General features: G+C 38.4%; 16 protein-coding genes. 1 reads left to right on the top strand and 15 read right to left on the bottom strand.

Features of this window, described 5'->3' with window-relative positions:
* Nucleotides 1–8 precede the first annotated feature (8 nt).
* The 14 genes from ACFPQ3_RS05245 to ACFPQ3_RS05180 form a co-directional block, all read right to left on the bottom strand.
* Nucleotides 9–461 (bottom strand): 8-oxo-dGTP diphosphatase, encoded by a 453-nt coding sequence (locus ACFPQ3_RS05245; protein ID WP_156805400.1) that lies wholly within the window; start codon nucleotides 459–461, stop codon nucleotides 9–11.
* Between the two features lie 627 nt (nucleotides 462–1088).
* Entirely contained in the window at nucleotides 1089–2876 is a 1788-nt protein-coding gene (locus ACFPQ3_RS05240) for a glycoside hydrolase family 3 protein (RefSeq protein ID WP_156805401.1), read from the bottom strand.
* A 9-nt stretch (nucleotides 2877–2885) separates the two neighbouring features.
* Entirely contained in the window at nucleotides 2886–3689 is an 804-nt protein-coding gene (locus tag ACFPQ3_RS05235; RefSeq protein ID WP_156805402.1) for an HAD family hydrolase, read from the bottom strand.
* Nucleotides 3690–3806: 117 nt separating this feature from the next.
* The gene (locus tag ACFPQ3_RS05230; protein ID WP_380433715.1) at nucleotides 3807–5333 is read right to left on the bottom strand and encodes a beta-glucuronidase; all 1527 of its coding nucleotides are present in this window, start codon (nucleotides 5331–5333) and stop codon (nucleotides 3807–3809) included.
* Nucleotides 5334–5816: 483 nt separating this feature from the next.
* On the bottom strand, nucleotides 5817–6656 hold the full coding sequence (locus ACFPQ3_RS05225; protein WP_156805403.1) for an SDR family oxidoreductase: 840 nt from the start codon (nucleotides 6654–6656) through the stop codon (nucleotides 5817–5819).
* Nucleotides 6657–6672: 16 nt separating this feature from the next.
* Entirely contained in the window at nucleotides 6673–7767 is a 1095-nt protein-coding gene (locus ACFPQ3_RS05220; protein ID WP_156805404.1) for a mannonate dehydratase, read from the bottom strand.
* Nucleotides 7768–7814: 47 nt separating this feature from the next.
* On the bottom strand, nucleotides 7815–9212 hold the full coding sequence (gene uxaC / locus ACFPQ3_RS05215) for a glucuronate isomerase (protein WP_156805405.1): 1398 nt from the start codon (nucleotides 9210–9212) through the stop codon (nucleotides 7815–7817).
* A gap of 4 nt (nucleotides 9213–9216) precedes the next feature.
* Nucleotides 9217–9837, bottom strand: a complete 621-nt coding sequence (locus tag ACFPQ3_RS05210; RefSeq protein ID WP_121834282.1) for a bifunctional 4-hydroxy-2-oxoglutarate aldolase/2-dehydro-3-deoxy-phosphogluconate aldolase — start codon at nucleotides 9835–9837, stop codon at nucleotides 9217–9219.
* Nucleotides 9838–9981: 144 nt separating this feature from the next.
* Complete coding sequence (locus tag ACFPQ3_RS05205; protein ID WP_156805406.1) at nucleotides 9982–10692, bottom strand: FadR/GntR family transcriptional regulator; 711 nt, start codon at nucleotides 10690–10692, stop codon at nucleotides 9982–9984.
* Nucleotides 10693–10730: 38 nt separating this feature from the next.
* Nucleotides 10731–12530 (bottom strand): beta-glucuronidase, encoded by a 1800-nt coding sequence (uidA, locus tag ACFPQ3_RS05200; RefSeq protein WP_156805407.1) that lies wholly within the window; start codon nucleotides 12528–12530, stop codon nucleotides 10731–10733.
* Nucleotides 12531–12539: 9 nt separating this feature from the next.
* Nucleotides 12540–13571 carry a sugar kinase gene (locus tag ACFPQ3_RS05195; RefSeq protein ID WP_156805408.1) on the bottom strand — a complete coding sequence of 344 codons (1032 nt, stop codon included), beginning with the start codon at nucleotides 13569–13571 and terminating at the stop codon, nucleotides 12540–12542.
* Between the two features lie 153 nt (nucleotides 13572–13724).
* Nucleotides 13725–15935 carry a glycoside hydrolase family 2 protein gene (locus ACFPQ3_RS05190; RefSeq protein ID WP_161980266.1) on the bottom strand — a complete coding sequence of 737 codons (2211 nt, stop codon included), beginning with the start codon at nucleotides 15933–15935 and terminating at the stop codon, nucleotides 13725–13727.
* A gap of 45 nt (nucleotides 15936–15980) precedes the next feature.
* The gene (locus tag ACFPQ3_RS05185; protein WP_156805410.1) at nucleotides 15981–17276 is read right to left on the bottom strand and encodes a carboxylesterase family protein; all 1296 of its coding nucleotides are present in this window, start codon (nucleotides 17274–17276) and stop codon (nucleotides 15981–15983) included.
* Entirely contained in the window at nucleotides 17276–18658 is a 1383-nt protein-coding gene (locus ACFPQ3_RS05180) for an MFS transporter (RefSeq protein WP_156805411.1), read from the bottom strand. The genes ACFPQ3_RS05185 and ACFPQ3_RS05180 overlap by 1 nt, the downstream gene beginning before the upstream one ends.
* 182 nt (nucleotides 18659–18840) lie before the next feature.
* On the opposite strand from ACFPQ3_RS05180, the gene ACFPQ3_RS05175 reads away from it, so the two are divergent.
* Nucleotides 18841–19989, top strand: coding sequence for a helix-turn-helix transcriptional regulator (locus ACFPQ3_RS05175; RefSeq protein WP_156805412.1), 1149 nt, complete (start codon nucleotides 18841–18843; stop codon nucleotides 19987–19989).
* A gap of 43 nt (nucleotides 19990–20032) precedes the next feature.
* Here ACFPQ3_RS05175 and ACFPQ3_RS05170 read toward each other — a convergent pair whose 3' ends face one another.
* Nucleotides 20033–21586: an MFS transporter gene (locus ACFPQ3_RS05170; protein ID WP_156805413.1), complete on the bottom strand. Its 1554-nt coding sequence runs from the start codon at nucleotides 21584–21586 to the stop codon at nucleotides 20033–20035.
* Between the last annotated feature and the right edge of the window lie 194 nt (nucleotides 21587–21780).

The following is a 21780-nucleotide window of genomic DNA, read 5'->3' as shown; positions in this document are numbered from 1 at the left end:
TTGCTCCTTTATAAATTTTTCCATTTCCAGTTGTCATTTTCAATATAATAATAATTCTCAGAAAGCGCCTCATCTTCAAAAATTGACAGCATCACATCGAAACCATCTGCCAACTGATACTGCTCCAATTCAGAACGTTTTACCCAGAAAACGTCACCTTCCTCAGAGGACTTAAGTTGTCCAGAAAAAGTATCCGTTTTGTACAAGAAAACAATATAACGATAACCTTCCGGCATGGTGAACTGCTGATGTCCACACAGTTTAAGATCAGAAACGACTAAACCCGTCTCTTCATAAACTTCACGGACTGTTGAAGCAACAAAAGACTCATTTGGTTCAATATGGCCTCCAGGAAAACAAATCCCTGGCCAATCATCCGATTTTCTAGCCATTACCAATATCTTATCATCATCGCTAACCATACACATATTAGCCAGAATCACACGTTCCTCTCTGGACATTCTTGCTCCTTTTTATCAATTACATAGATTTCTGTAGAACCATCCGCCCAACCAATAATGGTTGCTCTGGCTATTTTTCGCTTGTTCTTTTTAATGCGTTTTGTCATCTTAGTCAAATACCGTTTCCAAACGTGTTGATTCTACTACTGTACAGCTTCTATTTTGTAGTCATAACCGTTTGGCGTAGCAGTTTCTTAAAATGGTTACGAGTCAATTATACCATAAGAGCTAGAAACAACAAAGGTAGCTTGCTCTAACATCTAGGATACACAACACATGAAGAAAAGGCATGTACTCATTTTCTGACTACATACCTTTTTAAAATATTTTTACACTTTCGACATTTCAAGATGAATAATTCCCCGTTTTCATCATTAATTATAGCAAATATCGCTATAAAAGTTCCAGCCTAAGCTTAGAAAACGGAGAGTTATGGGAAATCAATACTTCTAAATTTCAACTTCTGTCTAATCTCAGATAATATTTTCCTTTGCTCCGACAATCAACTAAAAAACGAATAAATGATTAAAAGTTTTCAATATCTAGGTATCATCACTCGTTTTTTTACTATTATTTTTATCATTCATACCTTCTAAATAACTTTTCCAAAAAAAGCTTGTTAGAATATTATTTTCTCCAAATATGCGTGTCAATCAAGCCACAATAAGCATCAACTGGTGATACACCTGTAAAGTCGGATTCCCCCGATAATTTCTTAACTAAGGCTTCCATTGTACTTGGCATACCATCGTAAGCATTGATATAAGTTCCAACTTGTGGCATATCTGCAAGGGCAAATGGATGTTGCACTGAAACAACAATGGTTGGGACTTCGTGAACATAGAATGGCTGGTCTGGCGTTCCTTTAGCAGCTGGCCAAATGATACGCTGTGTTGTTCCACCAGAATTGACATCCACAAGGTTGATAATCAAATCATAGTTATCGGTGATTTGTGAAATAGGACGTTTAGACGCATAAACATTTTGAATGGCTGCCGGACGTTCTTCTTCTGGCAGTTTTTTGATGCGTTCTTCGGTATTTTCCCAGATAGAAACCTCATGTCCACGCGCTTCAAGAAACTCTTTAAGTGTATCTGATGCCCGTTTTTTACCTGAATTAATTAGGGCTCCAAAGCCACCTTTATAACCGTCCACTTCTACTAACAAGATACGTTTGTAGCGTTCTAGAGTCACTGGAAAAATACCTTCTTGTTTTGCTTTAACAAGCGTAATTGCTTTATCAGAAACCTCTGAAGCAATCGTCTTAGCTTCATCAGTACCAATCAATGCCAACGCTTCTTCCCTTGGAAGCATGATATCTTCACGACGACCTTCAAAGGTATGAAGCCCCAATTTTGCCTTGAGACCTAGTGTACGACGAAGAGCATCATGAAGGCGTTCATCTGTCAACAAACCATTTTCATAGCCTTCTTTCATCCACTGCAAATCTTCATCTGGATCATTAAAGAATAAGAAGAGGTCACAACCTGCTTCAATAGCTGTAGGCAATAGTTCGCGACGTGGTAAGGACGCCGTCATCCCAACCATGTGCGAGGCATCCGTAACGATTGCTCCATTGTAGCCTAACTCTCCACGCAAAAGTTCATCAAGAAGCGTTTTATTAAGCGAAGCAGGGAGCATATCATCCAAGTCACGTTCTGGGTGCATTTCCTTTTCAACATTAGGCAAGTGAATATGCCCAGCCATGATTCCTGGAAGTCCCGCTTCTGCCATTTCACCATAAATACGACCAAAGGTTTCCATCCATTCTGCTTTGGTCATCGGATTTGCCGCATAAGAAAGGTGATGATCACGCTCATCAATACCGTCACCTGGGAAATGTTTGGCAAACGGCATAATACCATGTTCCATGATACCACGCATGTATTCCTTAGAAAGTGTCAACACTTGTTCAACATCTGCCCCCCAAGTACGGTTAGCAATAATAGGATTACGCCAGTTTCGACTTAAATCCATAATCGGTGCAAACGACGCATTGCAGCCAACCGCTGAGGCTTCAAGCCCTGCAATACGACCAAGTTCGTAAGCGTACTTTGGATCGTTAGTAGCAGCAATTTTCACTTCATCACCAATTTTTGTACCATCTGTTATAGCACCATTACCACCAGACTCCGTGTTCGCTGCAATAAGCAATGGAATTTTTGACTTGGTTTGTAAAATGTAGTTTTGGTCCCAAATATCTGCCGCAGGTCCAGGTGCATAACGTACTGCCCCAATCTTATAGTCATTAAGCACACCCGTCAAATATTCTTCGGTACGTAATCCCCCCATGTTGACAAAAAGCTGACCAATTTTTTCATCCAAGGTCATATTAGCAATGGTTTCTTCCACCCATGCAATAGCTTTTTCATCTAAGTTATAAGGTTTTTTTGTTAAATCTACTAAATGTGTCATAATATTCTCCTATGCTAAATTATTCCAAAAATTAGAATGATACATTTCTTGGTCTACAGATGTCAATTTCCCTTCAGCAAAAGCATCTGCTACTTCATCAGCTAAAAGTTTCCAAGACTCAGCTTCTTTTCCAACAAGAATCGGATAAAACGCAACGCCATTTTGTTCAGCAGCCGCCAAATCTCCCGGAGAATCACCAATCATCATCATGCGACTCGGATCATACCCTTGATTGATGAGTTCAGCAATCACATCCTCTTTCTTACCTCGATCCTGACAATACAAATCATCTATATGGGGCATTAGGCCCTGTTCAACCCACTCTTCTTCAACTGCTTCCTTATTAGCTGAGCTAACCACAAAAACACGACCTAATGCGTGTAATTTTTGTAAGCCTGCAAGAGTTCCTTCAAATGCCAAAGCATCACCATCATAGGATTTGATTTGACGATTGACTTCATTAGACCATTCTAAAGCTTTTTCCAAATCATCTGACGGATTCTGAGCAAGCACTGCTTCTAAGCTAGCATTTGAGAGCGAACTCGTCGTCTCTACCCATTGTTTCAAGTGTTCAATATTTCCAACACCTGCAAATTCAAGCCCCATAACAAGTCCAACAAAACGGTTTACACCTCTCGTTTTAGAAAAAAGGTTAACGCGATCCCACTCTGTTAAAAAGACATCTCGCTCTTTCACCTTAAAAACATCCGCTGCAATCGGACCAAAAAAAAGCTGGTGCTTATAAGTCATGGTATCCATTGCACAACCATCAGAATCTACACAAAAAACAATAGTCTCTAATTTACTTGACATCAAATCCCTCCTAAACAAAATCATCTGATGATTTGATTATATCAAAACAAGAAAACGCTGTCAATATAAAACATTATATAAAAAAGGTTAAAAGTCATATGACCTTTAACCTGATATTTAAAGTATGATAAATGCACAAGAGGTTTTAGGGATAACAATTTCTCCAGCCTCCACTTTATTAGCTACAATTTCTGGTAATTGATTTTCTGATGTTAGTTCTAAAACCTTACCATTTAAAGTCATTCGCCTTGCACGTTTGTCCTTGTTCTCACCTTCTAGTAAATAAAGCTCTGCTTCTTTGTCCAGCTTAATAACCGTATCATTGACTTCTGAATTATTGACAATCAGATAAGCCTTACCTTGTCTACCATCTTTTCTCGAATGTGCAAAAACATGTGCCCCTTCTTGAATCTTAAAGCCGCTATCAAAAACTTCTGTTCCCATCAATCGGTTCCAAAGAAGAACAGCAAAATAGTTTGGACGAGGATCAAACACCTCACGAGCAAGGTAACCATAATCAGACGAAGCTAAAGTATTGTGGAAAATAACGCCATTTGCAAGAGTAGCAAAGCTACCTAATTCATTAAGAGTACGGAAAACATCTAAGAAAGTCGAAGCCCAAGTATTGCCACCACCACCAGCATCTCCAGATTCAGTGACCCACATTTCTGCATTAGGGACATATCTATCTCTTAAAGGAAGGTAGGTCCTACAAAAATCAGAAGCAACTTCTAAATAATCTTCAGTGAGTGCCTCCTCAGGTGACCAATGCCCACTAGGTATAACAGAAGCCAAACGTTCAGAAACACCATTGTAATAGTGGTATGAAAAGATATCGAGTGGTACTTGAGTCCCTTCCATCAAATCAGAGCAATTAACAATTTGTCGCGCAACTTGTTCAATACCACCTGCTCCTTGTTCATCTTTTTTACCAAAAACAACATTGTCTCCACCAGTAGTACTTGGACCGACCTTTAAACAATCTGGATAATTAACATCCAACCAACTAAAGAAAATATCTTGGTCACGGCGATAATGCTCCGCAGTGTACCCCTCTGGAAAACCTGTATCTTCCAACATATTAGGTTCATTAGCAAATTCAACAGCTTCGATAGGTACACCATAAGATTGGCTAAGCGAAAAGATTTTCTCAGCTTCCGCAGGATGCCAAGGTTCCTCTGTCGAATGTACTCCTGGACAATTAGCCATCGAAATCATGAGTCTGCCGTTGATGGATTTCACAAAATCAAGAACGCCAATCCACTGCTCTTTGGTTAAAACATTGAGATAGCCTTTCGGAACTTCCCCCTGATACTGCCCTTCAAAATCATAATAGGTTTTAGTAGACCAGGTACCAGAAACACGAACCCAAGCTTGTCCCAACTCCTTAGACAAATAGCGAAGCTTTTCATCATACAGATTAATTGGTGAATAAACCTGCATCAAATCCTTGTACATAGCTGCAATACCATCTTCTGATGGCTCTACGTAAAATTCTTCTTCGCCAGAAATCTGTTTATCAGAATAAGCTTTCCAAAATGTTCCACCTGTTACCTCTGCAAACTCAACATTATAAGAGACCAAGAGTGGGTTGATATCTCGAAGTTTTTTTAAACTGTCTGGCTTAAGTGCAATTATTTCCATTATGTAACCCCTTTTATTCTGTGTGATCATTTCGATTTTATTTAGTGATTTTTTTCCTAATGTGGTGTGGGAGCCCTTTGGAGGCGGGAAATTAAGTTAACAAAGTCAGTGTCAAGGCCTCCTACCGAGTTCCATTTCTTCTTGGCAATCCTAATTCTCCTCGCGCTCTCATTTTAAGCTCCGACTGAAAACTGTCCACTGGACATTTTCACTCTCTCGAACAATTAAAACTTAACCATTTTAGTGTTTTCACCATTACGGAAAGTGCTAGTTGTTGCGACTTCATCGCTCGTAAGGATTGCAGAAAATATAGTATATGATACATGATGAAGCAATCATATGTAAATGAGAAATAAAATGTAACTAATCTTAGGGTTGCTGACTATTTTTAAACTAAATGACTATATTGTAAAAAGAGCGAGAAAAACGACTGAACCTGTTCATTGTTATCTCCCGCTCTAACAGCGGATGAGTTACCCTAAATTACACCCCTGAATAAGCTGAGAAGCCTCCATCAATTGGCAGAACAACTCCATTCACGAAACTAGCAAGATTTTCATCAGCTAAGAAGAAGATTCCCCCAACCAATTCTTCTGCTTCTCCGAAACGTCCCATTGGTGTATTGCGCAAAATTTTCTCCGCACGGGCTGATGGTGTGCCATCTTCATTAAATAGCAGAGCGCGATTTTGATTACTTACTAAGAAACCTGGTGCAATGGCATTGCAACGAATACCAACTTGCGAGAAGTGAACCGCTAACCATTGGGTAAAGTTAGAAATTGCAGCTTTCGCTCCTGAATAAGCTGGAATTTTTGTCAATGGTGTGTAAGCATTCATACTTGAAATATTGATGATGTTTGCGCCAGGGCGGCCAACCATATCTTGCGCAAATACTTGTGTTGGTAAAAGCGTTCCAAGGTAATTGAGATTGAAAACAAATTCAATTCCAGACTTATCTAAATCAAAGAAAGTTTTGGTTCCTTCTGGCAAGTCTGTAGCATGAAATTCATTATCCGTTGTTGCTTTTGGATTATTTCCGCCAGCACCGTTGATCAGAATATCTGTAGGTCCGAGGTCTGCAAGCACAGCTTTACGCACTTCTTCCAAGTTTTCTTTCTCAAGAACGTTAGCTTTATAGGCTTTAGCTATACCTCCTTCAGCATTAATCTCATCTGCAAATTTTTGAGCTGCTTCTTGATTAAGGTCAAGCAGAGCAACTTTAGCGCCAGCTTTGGCAAATTCTTTAGCAAAGAAGCCACAAAGTACACCACCAGCTCCTGTTACAACAACGACCTTATCTTTAAATTCAATCACTTTAGACATAACATTCCCTTTCTTATTACTTATCACCTACAGTTTTGACACGGGTACCAAAATCTGGTGTCTTTCCAGCTGCACGCATATTTGCTTCATAAAGACCGTTGAAATACGTCGCTCCTAAGGCCCGGTCAAATAGACCATAACCTGGTGTCTTCGTTTGGTCCCCCCAGATACGACGACCATGGTCAGGTCTCAAGCTACCTTGCCAATCATAATCCACAAGTAACTTCACAATGGCATTCATGTCAATGTCACCTGCTTCAGACAAGTGCGCTGTTTCTTGGAATCCCCAATCTCCTGCAGTCACATTACGTGTGTGCATGAAGTTAATGCGGTTACGCTTCAATGCGTATTCTGTCATCGCAATCACATCATTTTTAGGATCAGAAGCATAAGAACCAACACACATGGTAATTCCGTTATTTTCAGAATCATAGATATCAAGGAAGCGTTCAACTGCCTCTTGACCAGTGATAATGCGTGGCAATCCAAAGATACCATACGGTGGATCATCTGGGTGAATCGCCATTTTAACACCTGCCGCCTCTGCAGTTGGCATAATCGCTTTAATGAAATAGTCTAAGTTTGACCAAAGATCTTCCTCAGAAATATTTTCGCGATAGTTTTCAATGATAGCTTTCATTTCTTCTTTTGAATAAGAAGAATCCCAACCTGGTAAATTCAAATCATCCGCAACAGGATCAACACCTTCTAAATCAGATTTTAAGAAAGCAAGTGACGTCGATCCATCTGGTAGGGGATGATTTAGGTCAGAACGTGTCCAGTCAAAAACTGGCATAAAGTTATAACAAACCACTGGAATCCCAGCTGCTCCAACATTTTTAATGGAGGTCTTGTAGTTTTCAATTAATTCGTCACGGTTAGGTTTACCTTGTTTTATATCCTCATGAACAGGGATAGATTCAATCACTGTAATTTCAAGACCGGCATCTTCTACCATCTTTTTAAGTTCGAGAATATTTTCCAATGGCCAAGCTTGACCAACTGGCACATCATAAACAGCTGTTACAATTCCTTGCATGCCAGGGATTGCTTTGATTTCCTCTAGGGTAACAGGATCTTTTTTCCCGTACCAACGAAATGACATTTTCATTTTTTAATCTCCAATTCTTTTTTCTCATTGATGTTCTATCATGAACATTATGCAAAATAAGCTACTGCATTGTGATATGAAATGTTCTTAGCTACTTGACCAAGCGCTTCATAGTCTTCTGGTACTTCCCCATCAACAATCCATTCACCTAGACAATTAGATAAAATGCGTCTGAAATAATCATGACGTTGATAAGATAAGAAGCTGCGCGAATCCGTCAACATACCAACAAAATTAGAAAGCATACCTTGCTCAGCTAATGCGTTCATCTGACTAATCATGCCAAGTTTGGTATCAGCAAACCACCAACCAGCACCAAATTGTAGATAACCAGGCACACCATCTTCATTAGCTTGGAAATTTTGAAGGGTGTTGGCAACCGCAATATTATAGGCTGGATTCAAGTTATACCAAATCATTTTTGGTAACGCTTCTTTTTGTACCAAGTCATCCAAAAGACGGTTCATACTGATAGCAAGTGCTGTCTGATCACCAAGCGAATCAACACCGACGTCTGCTCCAAGCTTATTGAAAATACCTGAGTGGTTATTGCGTAGCGCCCCAAAATGAACCTGAGTCACAAAGCCATATTGCTTATAAAGACGGCATAATTCTGCAAACACAGCTGTCTGCCATTGTTTGATTTCCAAAAGATTAGGCGTATCACCCGCTTTAACTTTTCCAAAAAGTTGATCCAATTCAGCTTTCGTCGCTGGCTCAAAAACAATTTCTGTAAAGCTGATATCACTTGCCTTACAACCATGTTCTGCAAAATAAGCGATTCGTTTTTCAAGCGCTCTGACAAAGGAGCTAAAATCAGTAATTTCAAGAGCTGTCTTATCACTGAGACGGTTAACAAAATTGACGAAATTACGATGTTCAATAAACGCTTCATCAGGTCGGAAGGTAGGAGCAACCACAGTTTCAAAACTACTATCTGCTGCCAATTTTTGGTGCCACTCCAAATCATCTAAGGGATGATCTGTCGTACCGATAAATGTAACTTTACTATCAGCGATAAGCTTACGTGGGCTAATTTGATGTTCCACCAAGTAATCATTCAACTGATGATAAAGTCTTTCAGCATTGCTTTCTGTCAAAGTCTCTTCAACGCCAAAAACATTTTTTAGCTCCATCGCTGACCAGTGATAAACAGGGTTCCCATAGGCTTTTTCAAGAGTACGGGCAAAGGCTTTGAATTTATCTAGCTTTGATGCAGAACCAGTAATTTCCTCTTCTGAAACACCATTAGCACGCATCAAGCGCCATTTATAATGATCTCCCCCCAACCAAAGGTCAACGATATTGTCATAAACCTTGTCTTCAAAAATCTCTTTTGGATCAAGGTGACAGTGGTAGTCAAAAATTGGTTGATCCTTAATTTGTTCATAAATTTTTTGTGCTGGCTCATTTTTGAGCATAAAATTACGATCATTAAAAGTCATACGATTATTCTCCTGCTGCTTCAATAAATGCTTTTGCTATCTCTGTGACACTTTCATAACCATCAGTAGCGACTTTGCTTGCAAGAGCAGATCCGATACCAACTGCACAAGCACCAGCTTTTTTCCAAGCAGCAATATTATCAATAGATACACCACCAGAAGGCATCAAATCCACTTGTGGAATTGGGCCATGAACATCCTTGATAAAACCAGGACCAAGTACCCCACCAGGGAATAGTTTGATAATCTGACATCCAGCTTCCATTGCTGAAACAATTTCAGTTACTGTCGCACAACCTGGGAAATAAAGGTTATCAGCTTTCTTTGCAACTTCTTGAATAGCTGGTGAAAAATGAGGACTGACTAAAAATTTCGCCCCTGCCGCTATCGCTTCTTGAGCTAACTCTGTGGTCATAACTGTACCAGCCCCCACAACAACATCATCCCTATCTGAAAATTCATCTGATAATTCACGGATGACTTTGGCAGCATTTGGAGTGGAGAATGTAATTTCAATGTTTCGAATACCACCTTTTATGGCATAACGAGAAATTTCTTTAGCGTCTTCCTCTGTCTTTCCGCGAACTACTGCAAAAAAGTAATTTTGTTTCAACGTTTCTAACATAACAACCTCCATTTGTAATCGTTATCATAGTTATATTATATAATTCATCAGATGATTTGTCAATGATAAAGCACTGCGTCAATCTGTTATTACTATAAAAAAAGAAGGTTGAGATATTTATATTGTCCCAACCTTTTCAATTTATTATCGACGCATGCCATGCAATGGAATATCCTTATTAAACCACTCAGCTAAGACTGTCTGTCGCACTTCTAAAATATGTCCCAGCATACTATCATATGCAGCGATAGGATGTCTCGTTTTAATAGCGTAAAGAATATTACGATGTGCTTTTAAACTAGAATCCTTCATCTGACGACTTGTATAATCTTCATTGATTAAATGAATGGACTCATTAATGACAGGCGATAAACTAGTCATCGCAATATTCCCACTCATTTCAGCTAACATAGTGTGGAATTTGACATCTAAGTCTAAATGAACTGGGTCACCCTTTTCAACAGCTTCTTCAATGGCAATAACCACTTTTTCAAGGTTTTCAATATCTTCATCAGTGGCAAATTGAGCTGCTCGCTCTGCAATTCTTGGCTCTAACAAATAACGCAATTCAAATAAATCTGTCGTTAATTTGACACGGTCTTTGACTAGCGAAAATCCTAGTGGATCCTCAGCAATCCCTTTTTTGCTACTAATATATGTCCCAGAACCTTGACGAACTTCTAAGATATTACGCCCAGCAAGCGCTCTAACTGCTTCACGAACGGTTGAGCGTCCTACTTCTAAAACTGTTGCTAGCTCGTATTCATTTGGAAGCTTTGTCCCAACTTCCAATTCATTGTCCACAATATATTTCCAAAGTCGTTCTGCTGCTTGTTCCACACGTGGTTTCGCCATAGTCTTTACCCCTCTATTAATTTCTTAATATTAGTATATCATTTTTTCTTTGAGAAATAGTGAGGAATCTCTGTCCAGCGTTTCTTAATGTCATGGACAATCATCTTAGGTTCACGATTACGTGAGAAAAGCCCTTTGTGATTCCCTTTGACACGGATTAACATCACATTGGTTTCAAAATCAGCAAAATTCCATACTTGCTCACCAATAAGATTAGGAATCGTATCAAAAACCTTGTGATTCATTTCGTAGTAGTCTCGTTGATATTCCTCTGTGTAAGGAATATCCCACATACTGTGCAATCCAGGAAGTGTGTCAGCACCGTATTCTGTGATAAGAATTGGTTTGTCTGGGTAAAGATTTTGCCACGTTTCTAATTCTTTTTGAAGTCCTAGCTCTGCTTTTTTCAAATCGCCATGAGCCACATACCAACCATAATAGCGATTTAAACAAACCACATCAACCAAATCTAGCACTTGGTCTTTATCAGGTGTAGCATTCATAATGTTGACCAAGGTAACAGGACGTTTTTGAGGGTCATTGTCACGATAGCGTTCAATTAATGGTTTGAAATAGTCACGCGCACCATCCTCATGGCTTGCAGGTTCATTTGCCACAACCCACATGACAACACAAGCGTGGTTTTTATCACGTGCCACCAGTTCATCAATCACTCGTTCGTGAGCTGCTTTAGTCTGCATCACTTCCCAAGTATTTTTTGGTTTTTCGCCATCTCCTAAAATATCCAAAGCAGCGCTGAAGTTTTGGAACAGTCCAACTGCTGGCACTTCATCAATCACCAAAACACCCATTCGGTCTGCCAAACGCATCATTTCTTCAGAATATGGATAATGAGAGGTACGGAAAGAATTGGCTCCCATTTCTTTGAGAAGGTTCAAGTCCATAAGGTTAGCTGCTTCGTTCAACCCACGGCCATTGATAAAAGTATCTTCATGTTTGCCAAAGCCTTTGAAATAAACTGGTTTTTCGTTGACCAAAAATTGTCCTTCAGCGACACGGACACTTCTAACCCCAAACGGTTCTGAATAGGTATCAACAAGCTCGCCACCTTTATAAACTTCTACCTGCGCCGTATAAAGATAGGCATCTAGAACTTCCCAAAGGCGGACATTTGGAATCACCGCTCTGCCATTTTCAGCAGTCGCAACAACATTTCTCTCTTCATCCAAAATCGTCACACGAACCTCATCAGCTGCTTCGGATGTTGCCACAGTTACAGCTACGTCAGCTGTTTGCAAATCGTTTGACAAAGTCGACACAATCACGATGTCTGAGATATGTGTTTTAGGACGTACCACTAATTTCACTGGTCGATGAATCCCAGCATAATTGAAGAAGTCAAAATTCTCTTTCACAACTTTTTTGACTGAACCATCTTCTTGCACTTCTTCAAAATAATTTCCGACTGGCAAGGTGGTATAGTTGAGCTCATTATTGGCACATACTGAGATTTTTAGCGTCTGCTCTTGATAATAATTTTCTGGAACAATGATTTCAAACGGTGTAAAACCACCTTCATGCTCTCCAAGAAATTCTCCATTGACATACACTTTGGCACGGTGAGTTACAGAACCAAAGCGTATCACTAATTCTTCGTCACGACTAACTTTTGGAATCTCAACTTCACGCTCATACCAAAAGTCTCCGATGTAGTTACGAATGTCCTTATCAACTGAAACATCATTAAATGAAGTCGGAACAACCATAACAGTTTCAGAACTGAGCTTTTCTTGAGGATTGTGGTCACCCAATTTAAAGTTCCAAACGCCGTTCAAATCATAAAGGTTGCGTGTTTTTGTTAATTGTGGGTATAGCATATATTTCTCCTAACGTTTAATATCCTGAGCCCCTTTTTTCATCAGTTGCTCAATATCCTTCTTGGTTACAATATTAATATCACCTTCAATAGTGTGTTTAAACTTAAAGCTTGCCATCGCAATATCCAAAACATCCTGCATTGGTACCTTTTCAATCAAGCCGTAGATAATGCCTGCAGTATAAGCATCTCCCGTCCCAACACGATCCAGACCTTGAATGGATTCACGATCTGTTTCATACAACGTTTCCATCTCGCCATCGTAAAGATAGGCTTTTAACACATACTCATTCGTTGCACCAATTTCACGCTCAGTAAAGGCGATTGTTTTCAACTCATAGCGTTTCGCCATTTCTTTTAGGACTAATAGCAGAGCTTCTCGATCACGATAAGGTCTTGTGAACCCTATCTCATCCTTTAAGTCTGTCCCTTTGTCAGTCAATAGCGAAATTGGCTCAAGTCCAATACAGACATCTGCTAAGGAAACCAGTTTAGACAACTCAACCCTAGCCTGTTCAAAAGACTCCCAAAGGCTTTCGCGATAGTTTAAATCAAAAGAAATTGGAATCCCCTTTGCCTTTGCACGCTCCATTAAAGCTAATGAAATTTTATAGATTTCAGGATTAAGAGCAACCGTTATCCCACTGACATGGAGCCACTCCATATCATCACAGATAGCATCTAAGTCATAATCTGATAATGTTGATTCATAAAATGAAGAGTATTTTCTATCGTAAAGAACACGACTAGAACGCAGTGAGAAACCTTTTTGATAGTAATATATCCCCAACCTCTCACCGGATTTGACCAGATGTTCTTGTCCAATCTGATGAGCAAAAAGAAAAGATTCTGCCATATGGCCAATGTCATTATCTGGAATCGCTGATATCATTGACACCTGATGACCTAGTTGTCCAAGTGTCGACAACACATTTAATTCTGACCCGCCAAATTGACAGTCAAAAGTCGTTGCCTGCGTCATCGTCTGATGTTGTGGAGGGGATAAACGAAGCATGATTTCCCCAAATGCTTTAATTTTCAAAAAGACACACCTCCAATTTTGAAAACGTTTTACATGTTATATTCTACAATTCATCTGATGATTTGTCAATTATTTGCTCATAAATTATACCAAAAAACACCTTCAAACGTTTAGCGTCGAAAGGTGTAGTTATTCTGTTAGAATGAAACTAAGTTATTTTTTTATCTTTTTCAGACCTTCATTAATTTTCTGAACATCTTCTTCTGAATAAGCTTCTCTCATATAAAAGATGACACGGTGCAAAGGCATATTTCCACCTCGTTCAATCATACTAGCAATATGTTTAGGCATTAATTTTTCTAATACTGACAGCGTTTCTGCATTGGATAATAAGACTGCTGTAGAGTCCATAATGGAATAAACATCTTCTGGGAAAAGCTTCTCCTTCTCCTCATCTGTTTCAAACCAATTTTGAACATTAACACCTGGATGAGCATCTTTATACGTGTATTCTTCAGGTAATTCTGTCACTTTTGTAAATACTGACCAGTCAGATACTGTACCAGCCGTTACCCTCACTGTAAGTTCTTGTTCAGTAAATGGAATTTCAATTGTAAAGACTCCAGTCTTGGAAGCGACAGAATAATGTTGTCCCATGACTTCAAAAATAATTTGCTTCTGATTTGAGTATGCTTTCAGTACCAGAACATCTCCTATACGTTTTGAAAAATCTTTTCCTGCTAGATGTACAAATGGCTGCTTAGCCCATTTGGCCTTGTAGTAATAAAATGCATCTTTCTTGTTCTGACGATCATAAGTCACTAGACCTTTCAAATTACGGTACTTAATACCACCTTCATCTCTATGACTACTTGAGAAATCAAACATATTCCAGATGAAACTTCCCCAAAGATAGTCACGCGCTTCAATTTGTGGGTAAACCGTCTCGTGATAAAGCGCCTGAAATTCTTCTGTGTAGTCTCGCACCTTTGGATCTAAGCTATGAAAGGCTTTATTTGCATCCACACCATATTCTGAAACTCCTAAAGCAACTGCTGGCAACTTCTCGTGACAATCGTCCAAAAAAGTGCCGTAATCTTGCATTTTGCCATAATACCAGCCAAAATAAATGTTATAACCAACCATTTTTGTAGTTTGATTTAAGGGACTTTCTGGTCTAACACTAAAAAGATTAGCCACAGTAAAGATACGCGTTTGGTCCAAGCTCTCAGCATAGGCTTTTACCTCTTCGACAAAAGGAGTCGCTACGTCATCCACAGTATAGATGGCAACTTCATTTTGCACACCCCAGAAACAAATACTTGGATGATTAGCATTTTGTAACAATAACTCAGCCATCTGCTGCTTAGCGTTAGCTTTAGCCTCCTCAGTAAAATGCACTTTCAGCAAAGGAATCTCAGCCCAGACAAGGTATCCCTCTTCATCTGACTTTTGATACACTTCTGTAGGATGCTGGTAGTGCGATAAACGGATTGCATTTGCGCCAATTTCTTTAATCAATTCAAAGTCACGAGTAATCTCCTCATCTGTTATTGCTGAATACACAACCGCACTATCGTTATGACGAGCAACCCCATTTAATCTCACTTTTTGATCATTCAGATAAAACCCAGATGACGAAGATAGCTGAACCTGTCTAAAACCGACTGACTTTGTGACACTATCCAAAATTGCTTCTGGGGTTTCATAAGTTACAGTAACGGTATACAGATACGGATTTTCAAGACCATTCCATAATATAGGATGATTGATTATCACATCAAGTTCTTCATTAAAAAACCAACTATCAACTATATTACCGTCTACATCTTGTAACACAGCTTTAAAATAACTCCCCGCTGGGGCATTTTTTATCACTTTAGGAGCTATCACAAGATGACCTTGTTCCAAAGAATCCTCTAGAGAGGTTTTGACAATAACACCATCGGTTCCAAAATAAGTCACATCAAAATAATCGTCTGTATCAAATTGTAGCCATTCGACACGGCGATGAATACCACCAAATACGGTAAAATCTCCCGCTGCTGGTGAAATCTCATCACTCACAATATTAGACACAAAAACCTCAAGAAGATTTTCCTCTTGCAAGTTATCTGTCGGTAAAGCCACTGTAAAAGCAGAATACCCACCTTCATGGTAACCTATTTTTTGACCATTAAATAAGACGGTCGCGATAAGACTAACTGCTTGGAAGCGGATGAAATGATACCCAGATGCCAAATCATCTTTCTGTAATACCGTTCTGTAATAACCATATCCCGTATTGTCACCACCCCCCTCTTCATACCACGTGTGAGGGATGGTAACACTTTGAGTAGTCACAGGCTGACTTTGATTGTCGTATTCTTTTTTTGATAGTCTATCAAACTGCCAGTTATCATTTAACAATGTTATCTTTCTCATGTCCCACCTAATTAAGAACCTGCAATTCATTACAGGTTCTTTAATTTACCTTTCTAACGTAGTGTAAGCTATCGTATAATCATCAATGATTAGTATTTTCTCATCATCACTGCCCCACTTAGGAAGCTCTGGAGAATTAGGATTACCCGTTGTCACAAATTGGATAATATATTTTTGTAACACATTTGAAATGTGATAATCCCACTCTGTAAATGGGCGCCAGCATTTTTCCAAATTGCCAATAGTATACCACAAATCACTCGAATGCCAAGTCCCTGCCTCATCACCTGGTAGGTTTCTAGCGAGATAAAATTGATATGCTGAGTTAGAAACCATCTGATTACGACGTTTTCTCCAAGAAGAAGCCATTTCAAGTAACGTATCCGATAACATATCATCCTTTGTTGTCCCAAGAAGGTAAGGAATATCAGTCTCAGCAAAGGCTGTCATCAATTCGTCTGAGCTATATGGAACCAGTTTCCTATCAATGCAAGGTGATAAAAAATCAATAGCGGTTTTATCTTTCGGCAACAATTCATTTACCATATCAAACAGTTCCTGACAAGGTACTGTGCACCAATCTTTTCCCTCTTGTGAAAAAGCGTCACTCACAGATTCCCAAAAAGGAGCTACCTTTTCGATTGGTTGAGCTTTGGCAAACTCTCTTCCTAGCCCTCCTCCACTTGTCATGATTGCTTTAGAAATATAGGACTTAGCTAGAGGCGAGCAAACCAACTGCTGGATACTCATAGCACCGGCAGACTGCCCCATTAAAGTTATGTTATCTGGATCACCTCCAAATGAGACAATATTATGAGATAACCATTTAAGGGCAGTTAATTGATCATACAAACCAAAGTTAGCTCTTTTGCCATCTTCATCGTCAATACTTGCAAAACCTAATGGTCCTAAACGATAATTGCAGGTGGCAAATATAATCCCTTTTTTAGCAAAATGCGTACCATCAAAAGGCAATTCATTACCAGCACCAGATTGAAAAGCTCCGCCATGGATATACAATATTACTGGGCAATTATCAGCATTTTGAGGAGTCCAAATATTGAGAAACTGGCAATCTTCACTATAGTTAAATGATAGTCCTTTGCGAAATTCATTATAGTAGAAAGAATCGTCTACCTCCGGTGCAAATGTTCGTCGTTGAACACAGGCTGTACCAAAATCTGTAGCGTTATATTCACCTTCCCAATGAATCATTTCTGTTGGTAATTCAAAACGTTTTGCTTTAGCATAAGGAATTCCTAGAAAACAGCGAACACCATCTTCAGAAATACCTAGTAAGTCACCACAATTTGTTTTTATTTTAATAGTTTTCATTTCCATTAAACTACCTCTTTACTCGCTTTACGAGATGCTAACTCGTCATGAATAATCTCTGTTTTCTCACGAGTCAAATTGTAGATTAGTCCCATACCAATAAACTGAATCACACAAGCAAGAACCGGTGCCAATGTTACCAATGTACGAATACCATCACCAACGCCTGGAGCTTGTTCAGGTATACCAGATACAAAACCAATAACACCTAGCAAGAAAGTCATCAATGTACTTGATAATGAGCTACCAATTTTACGACTAAACGTATAGATCGAATAAAGTGTTCCGTCTGCACGACGACCTGTTTTAAACTCTTGGTAGTCAATAACATCTGTTACAAATGCCCATGTTAAAATCATAAAAACAAGAGAACCTGCAGAAGCAATATTTGACAAGATCAGATAGGCCATAGCATCTTTAATTGGGAAAAGGTACAGACAAAGTGAGAAAATCATATTGTATCCCAAACCAACAAGAACAATATTCTTTTTACCAAATTTCTTAGCTAATTTTGGAACCGCAAAGAAACAAAGCATTGTAATTGGCAAACTCACCAATGAACTGACAGACATGATACGTGGGTTGTGATAATATTCTCTGTAAAGATACATTGAAAGGGTACCAGCTGCTGAAGAACCAATCAAACCACCAATTGTTGTTAACATAATACCAAATAAAGGACGGTTACGGAGTGCATCACGCATAACTTCCTTAAAACTATAATCTTTAGCGAGTTTTGCTTTTTGTGAACTTGGTGTTTTAAGACGTTCTGTGCTTGTTGCAAGCATGATAGTATAGAAAATAAGTGATCCTACAGCTGCGCCTACTGCTACAAGAAAATAATTCTTAACATTTGGTGTACGATCTGCATTCCAAACCATCATATTAATAATTGGCATGAAAAGGACGCCGACTGCGATGCCACCCAAACTACGTGCACGTGACAACTTCATGCGTTCCTCTGATTTATCAGTGATAACTGAAGCCATCGCACCATAAGGCATTGAAGTGCCTGTATAAGACAAATCATAGAAAAGATAAGCAAAGGCTACCCAGATTTGTTTACTGGTCATAGTCCATCCAGAAACATCCGCAAAGCAAATCAAAACTGAAAGAGCCAATGGGACCATAGCTAATTTAATATATGGTTTAAAGCGATCCCCAGACTTACCAATCATAAATTTATCTGGAATAGAACCAATCAATGGGTCATTAACTGCATCCCAAACCTTCGCAAATAGGAAGAGACCAGCCATATATTGTGGACTAATCCCTAAAACATAGGTACAAAATGTTAGAAAGAACATACTAACATAAGTGGTTACCATACTACCAGCTAAATCCCCAAAGATATAGCCAATTTGATCTTTAATACCAAATTTTTTCATTTGAGTATTCTCCTTAATTTTTTATGTATCCGTTTACATTTATAGTATATTCTCTTTTGACAATAGATACCACATACCATATACGTCATAATTTGATTTTTCTTAATATCCTAGCATTCTTATTGTTTTTTTCGGATAAATCGTAACATATTATGGTAAAATACCCTTAATGAGGTAATTTTATGGAAAATAATATTGTATTATTCAAAAAAACACTTGAGTTATTAAAACTTCCTTATCATCACTTGACACATCATTTTTCGACGATTGAAGACATAGACTTTGGATTTCGGAAAACCTTCTATGATGCTAAGGGTTATGACCGATTTATTGTTGTGTTGCAACGGTTTATCACACCTACACAACTCGCACGTATCACAGATCATTTTGGGTTAACCTACTATCTCTTCTACTTTCTTACAGACGATTCCTATATCACCGTTGGACCTATTGGCACTAAAAAACTACATACAACTAATCAAGAAAAAAATACTTTTCTAAAGCAAGTCACCATATTTTCCGACTTAGGACACCTTGATTACATTTTATTAAGCCTTTTTAGTACCCTTAGTGATCGTAAACTGAAACTCTCTATTTTACCCAAGCAATATTTAGAGAGGTCACAATCGCAAAAAGATTTGAAGCATTATAGCGATACGATTGAAGGGTACTACGCTATTGAAAATGATATCCTCACAGCAGTTGCCAACGCTGATTCCGAACAAGCAGTCTATCTCAAAACACTCCAAAATAGTCTGTCCTTCAAATCACGTTCAGAAAATTTATTAGAAGTTACAAAATTACGTTTTAGTACCTTTAATACCCTATGCCGCAAGGCCGTAGAAAGTCAGCACATCCCACCTTTCTACATTGATAAGTTATCCTCTCAGATTGCAAAGACCATTTGGCAAGCTGCATCAAATGATGACCTCATTAACTTTGATCACACCATTATCTTTTTCTACTGTGATTTAGTTAAAAGCTATCGCAATACCTCTAACTATTCACCAATCATTCAAAATGCCTTACTCTATATTGACCAACATTATCAAAGCAATATAAAGCTTAATCAATTAGCAGAGCATTGCCACATTTCGAAAAATTATCTCAGCAGTCTCTTTCACAAAGAAGTCAACATGTCATTGTCTGATTATCTCCAGAAATACCGCATCGAAAAAGCTTGTGAATTACTCTCCAATAAAAACTTGTCAATATTAGAAATTTCTGAACGCTGTGGCTTCCAATCCAGCGATTATTTCTCAAAAGTCTTTAAAGAACTTAAGCAAATGACACCAAGTCAATATCGTAAAACCAATCACCATCTTCCCTAACAGACACAAAAAACATGGACAAGCGCCATGTTTTTTGTCTATCTTATTTTTCGTCGTATTGATCAACTTTATATTTTGTAACGTCAACGTAATCCATATCAGTTAGAGGAACATTTTTCGCAATCGCACGAACACGTTCTTCATCATCTGCCGCTTTCATGACATGAATTTTTTCTTGAATACGTGCCATTTCTTCACGGTCAAGTTTATAGAATTTCATCAAGAATAGTGACACTAAAAGAACAACAATTGGAATAATAGCAAATAAAGTAATCAATGCCATCTTCAAATCATTTGAAAAAGGTGTCTCAACTGTTGGAAATTCTTTTCCAAAACCAATAGCTGCGAGTACGAAACCAACTACCATAGGAGCCAATGATGAAGCAATCGAGTCAGTCAAAGAGAAGATTGTTCCAATCATACCAGAAAGGTAACGACCTGACACAGAAGTTTCGTAGTCTGTAATATCAGCTCCCATGGTCAATACAAGACTAGATGGTGCTGTTGAAGCATAACGTGCAATGATGAAGGTGATAAAGAAAGCTATTGTATAAAGATTCCATGCTTTCAAGTCAAGCATACCAGGTTTTGCAATTGTTAAAAGACCAGAAAAAGCAATTAAACCAATAATCCCAATTTGTAGAGCCGTTACATAGGCAAAACGAAGGCCTTTACGACGAGCTATTTGTGCAGCACCTACTGTTACAATAATTCCTGGAATGATAACAAGAAATGACATCTGTCCTGATAGAGCATAGTTACCAAAAATAATACCATAAAGCATTACACCTACAACTGAGTCACCAAATAATTGTGCGACGAACTTAACAAGAGCTGCTGAGATTGAAAGAACTTGAAGTGGTTTGTTTCCCTTAATAACTTTCCAGTAATCACGCAATTTTGTTTCTTGTGTTTTTTCTCCAAGACCAAAATATTTTTTATTATCTTTTTCCCAAATACCAATAATAGCAAGAACACCAAGGACAGCAGATATAGTAATCACCGTTAAGAAAAGCTCTTGGAAGAAACTTGGTGTAAAGCCGCCGTGTTTAGGAACCAAGGTACCAGATACATACATTTGGCTACCAGAGAACATCACTGTCGTTGCAATACCATCAACAATGTTAAAAATCGGACGTTGTTTCGGATCGTTAGTCAACGCAACTTGTCCTGCTTTAGTAATCGTCTGTTGCAGTGAGTAACCAATTTTATGAATAATTAAAACAAGGATAAACAATGAAAAACGTAATCCCTCACTAACTTGACTCAACCCAAGCATCATTAAGAGTGAACTAGCAGTTATGAGATTACCAATGACCAAAATTGGACGATATTTACCAAATGCAGTTTCTGTTTTATCAATGATAACACCAATTGTTGGATCAATAAAACCATCAAAAATACGAATATAGCCCATTAATTGACTAACAAATATCGCTGCCAAACCAAGAACACCTGTTGATAGATACGTTACAAACGTAAAAGCAACTAAATAAATATTTGTTGAAGTATTGTTCATAGCAAAAAGAATAATTTGCCATACTTTAGCACGGTTATACGTTACATCTTCGGTACGTTTTTCCAATGATTTTTCCATTTTGGAAACCTCCATAAAAATTAGTATCTGAACGCTTTTTGTGTAAGCGTTTTATTTACGTGTTTTATTCTACAATACATCAGATGAATTGTCAACATATTTTTCTATTTTGAACTATTTTTTCAAAATTAGTCTGATGATTTAAAAATCATAGATACAATTTACTGATTCTACCTTTATTTTCTCTAAAGATT

It is taken from the genome of Streptococcus caledonicus, assembly GCF_042656225.1.
Taxonomy (GTDB): Bacteria; Bacillota; Bacilli; order Lactobacillales; family Streptococcaceae; genus Streptococcus; species Streptococcus caledonicus.
The sequence above is the reverse complement of the archived record's forward strand: the minus strand, read 5'-3'. Positions and strand labels throughout refer to the sequence as shown.